Source organism: Parvibaculum sp., assembly GCF_049672805.1.
Taxonomy (GTDB): Bacteria; Pseudomonadota; Alphaproteobacteria; order Parvibaculales; family Parvibaculaceae; genus Parvibaculum.
Genome location: NZ_JBATWS010000300.1, coordinates 1 through 3,278 on the forward strand (window position 1 = coordinate 1; position 3,278 = coordinate 3,278).

Genomic DNA, 3,278 nt, shown 5'->3' on the forward strand with positions numbered 1-3,278 from the left:
GTTCAACATGGCAGGTTCCTGACGCGCGCCGCCGGCGCGGTCCCGGTTTGGGCCTCAATCGTCGGCGTTGAGGCGCTCGCGCAGTTCCTTGCCGGTCTTGAAGAAGGGGACCGACTTTTCTTCTACATGAACGGGTTCACCGGTGCGCGGGTTCCGGCCTGTGCGGGCGGGCCGGTTTTTCACCGAAAAAGCACCGAAACCGCGCAATTCCACCCGGTCGCCCCGTGCAAGGGCCGCACTGATCTCGTCAAAGATCGTGCTGACGATGCGTTCCACATCGCGCTGATAGAGATGGGGATTGGCTTGTGCAAGACGGGCGACGAGTTCCGATTTGATCATATTCCAGCGTCCCCCGGCGGTGCCCAGCTTGTTGCCCGCCACAGCCGGAAGTGGCGGGAACCTTGTCTTCAATCAGCGGTCAGGTTGCCAAACGCTCGTCAGACCGTCAAGTGTAAGTCGTTTTGTTTGCTGCGTTTTTCCCGTCAGCTCATCGGTGGCGCCAAGCAGGGCTGCGCCAAACGCATGGCCCATGGCGCGGCCCATGAGGCCGGCAAAACCGAGTTCGGGATAGCGCGGCTCCCAATCCGTCACCGGCAGGTCTTCATCAATGTCATGCTCGGCTGAAAGCCAGGCAAGGGCGACATCCTCGCCGCCAAGCTGGTCCACAAGGCCGTTCTCCACCGCCTGCCAGCCGGTATAGACCCGCCCGTCGCCAAGGCGGCGCGCGGTCGCCTCATCCATCGCCCGCCTTTCCACGACAAGCCGGAGGAACCACTCATAGGAGGTGTCGATCATCTCCTGCGTCGCGGCAATGACGCGCGGATCGGTCTTGTGGAAGGGGCTCGGCTCCGCCTTGAGGGGAGAGGATTTCACTTCCTTCATTTCCACGCCGATCTTGCTCAGCATGTCCTGAAGCTGCGTCCACTGGAAAAGAACGCCGATAGAGCCGGTGATGGTGTTGCCGCGGGCAACGATATGGTCGGCGGAAAGGGCCGCGATATAGCCGCCCGATGCCGCTACCGTGCCGAGAACGGCAACGACGGGCTTCTTTTCGGCCAGCGCGCGCACGGCTTCGTAGAGGGCTTCTGACCCTGTGGTCGTGCCGCCGGGGCTGTCGATGGAAAGGATGACGGCCTTGACGTTGTCGTCATCGGCGATCTCTTCCAGCATTTCCTGCTGGTAGCGATCATCCACGATCACGCCGGAAATTGTGACCCGCGCACTATGAGATTGACGGAGCGGCAGCCCGCCATCCGACACGATAATGATCAGCGCCAGCGCCACCGCGACGACGGCGCCAGCGCGCCAAAAAAACAGGCGGCGCTTCAAACGCCGCCTGTCCGCAAGTGTATCAGCATCGAGTGACACGAGGCTTTCCTCCGAACAGAAGCATTGGAGGAGAGATTAACGCGGCAGACGAAACTGTAAACGCTTTCGCTGTCGCATCGTGGCCGGATGCAAAAAGGGTCGGCGGAGCGATTGCCGCTCCGCCAGCCGGATTACTTGTCTTCCGAATTGGCCTGCTTGAGGGCCGCACCCAGAATGTCGCCGAGCGAGGCACCCGAATCGGAGGAGCCGTACTGAGCAACGGCTTCCTTTTCTTCCGCGATTTCCAGCGCCTTGATCGAAAGCTGGATCTTGCGGGCGGCGCGATCGAACTGCGTCACGCGGGCATCGACCTTGTCGCCGACGGCGAAACGCTCAGGGCGCTGGTCGCCACGGTCGCGGGCCAGTTCCGCACGGCGGATGAAGGCGGCCATATTGTCTTCGCCAACCGTCACCTCAAGGCCGTTCTCGGTCACGGCAGTCACCGTGCAGGTAACGACCGCACCCTTGCGGATGTCGCCGAGCGATTCCATCGGGTCGCCACCAAGCTGCTTGATGCCGAGCGAGATGCGCTCCTTCTCCGTGTCCACGTCGAGCACGACCGCTTTCACGATCTGGCCCTTCTGGTAGTCGGTCATGGCCTCTTCGCCGGACCGGTTCCAGTCGAGATCGGACATATGCACCATGCCGTCCACATCGGCGTCGAGGCCGATGAAGAGACCGAACTCGGTGATGTTCTTGATCTCGCCTTCGACGATCGTGCCGGGCGGGAAACGCTCGGCAAAGGTCGTCCAGGGATTGTCCATGCAGTGCTTGAGGCCGAGCGAGATACGGCGCTTCACCGGATCCACTTCGAGAACCATCACTTCCACTTCCTGCGAGGTGGAAACGATCTTGCCCGGATGCACGTTCTTCTTCGTCCAGCTCATTTCGGAAACATGGACGAGACCTTCCACACCCGGCTCCAGCTCCACGAAGGCACCGTAATCGGTGATGTTCGTCACGCGGCCCTTGAAGCGGGCTTCGAGCGGGTACTTCGCTTCGACGCCTTCCCACGGATCGGCTTCGAGCTGCTTCATGCCGAGCGAGATGCGCTGCGTCTCGTGGTTCACCTTGATGACCTGAACCTTCACGGTCTGGCCGATCGAGAGAACTTCGGTCGGATGGTTCACGCGGCGCCATGCAATGTCGGTGACATGCAGCAGGCCGTCCACGCCGCCGAGATCAACGAACGCACCGTAATCGGTGATGTTCTTGACCACGCCTTCGAGCACCTGGCCTTCCTTGAGGTTCTCGACGAGTTCCTGACGCTGTTCGGCGCGGGTCTCTTCGAGGACGGCACGACGCGACACGACGATATTGCCGCGGCGCTTGTCCATCTTCAGGATCTGGAAGGGCTGCGGAATGTTCATCAGCGGCGTGACATCGCGCACCGGGCGGATATCGACCTGGCTGCCGGGGAGGAAGGCAACGGCGCCGTCGAGATCGACGGTGAAGCCACCCTTCACGCGCCCAAAGATCTGGCCGTCAACGCGTTCCTGCTTCTCGAAGGCAACTTCGAGGCGGATCCAGCTTTCTTCGCGCTTGGCCTTTTCGCGGCTCAGAACCGCTTCGCCCATCGCGTTCTCGATGCGCTCGAGATAAACCTCGACCGTGTCACCCACCTTGATGTTGGCGGGCTTGCCGGGCGCGGCGAATTCCTTGAGGGGGACGCGGCCTTCGGTCTTCAGGCCGACGTCAATGATGGCGAGGTCGTTCTCGACGCCAACAACCGTCCCTTTGATGACGGAGCCTTCCTGCATGTTGCTGTCCATGAAGGACTGTTCGAGCAGGGCGGCGAAATCTTCGCGGCTCGGATTGAGCGCGCTTCCTGTGTTAGCCAATGAAAAAGTCTCCTGACGATATGCTTTTTATTCCGGCCGGCGGTTGAGTCCGCGGGTCTTCTCCCAAAA

General features: G+C 61.3%; 3 protein-coding genes. All 3 read right to left on the reverse strand.

Annotated elements, in window-relative coordinates:
• Positions 1–54: 54 nt before the first annotated feature.
• On the reverse strand, positions 55–339 hold the full coding sequence (locus WBF74_RS09600) for an integration host factor subunit beta (protein WP_424438743.1): 285 nt from the start codon (positions 337–339) through the stop codon (positions 55–57).
• A 72-nt stretch (positions 340–411) separates the two neighbouring features.
• On the reverse strand, positions 412–1,368 hold the full coding sequence (gene sppA, locus WBF74_RS09605; protein ID WP_424438746.1) for a signal peptide peptidase SppA: 957 nt from the start codon (positions 1,366–1,368) through the stop codon (positions 412–414).
• A gap of 131 nt (positions 1,369–1,499) precedes the next feature.
• Positions 1,500–3,209, reverse strand: coding sequence for a 30S ribosomal protein S1 (gene rpsA, locus WBF74_RS09610; RefSeq protein WP_424438749.1), 1,710 nt, complete (start codon positions 3,207–3,209; stop codon positions 1,500–1,502).
• Between the last annotated feature and the right edge of the window lie 69 nt (positions 3,210–3,278).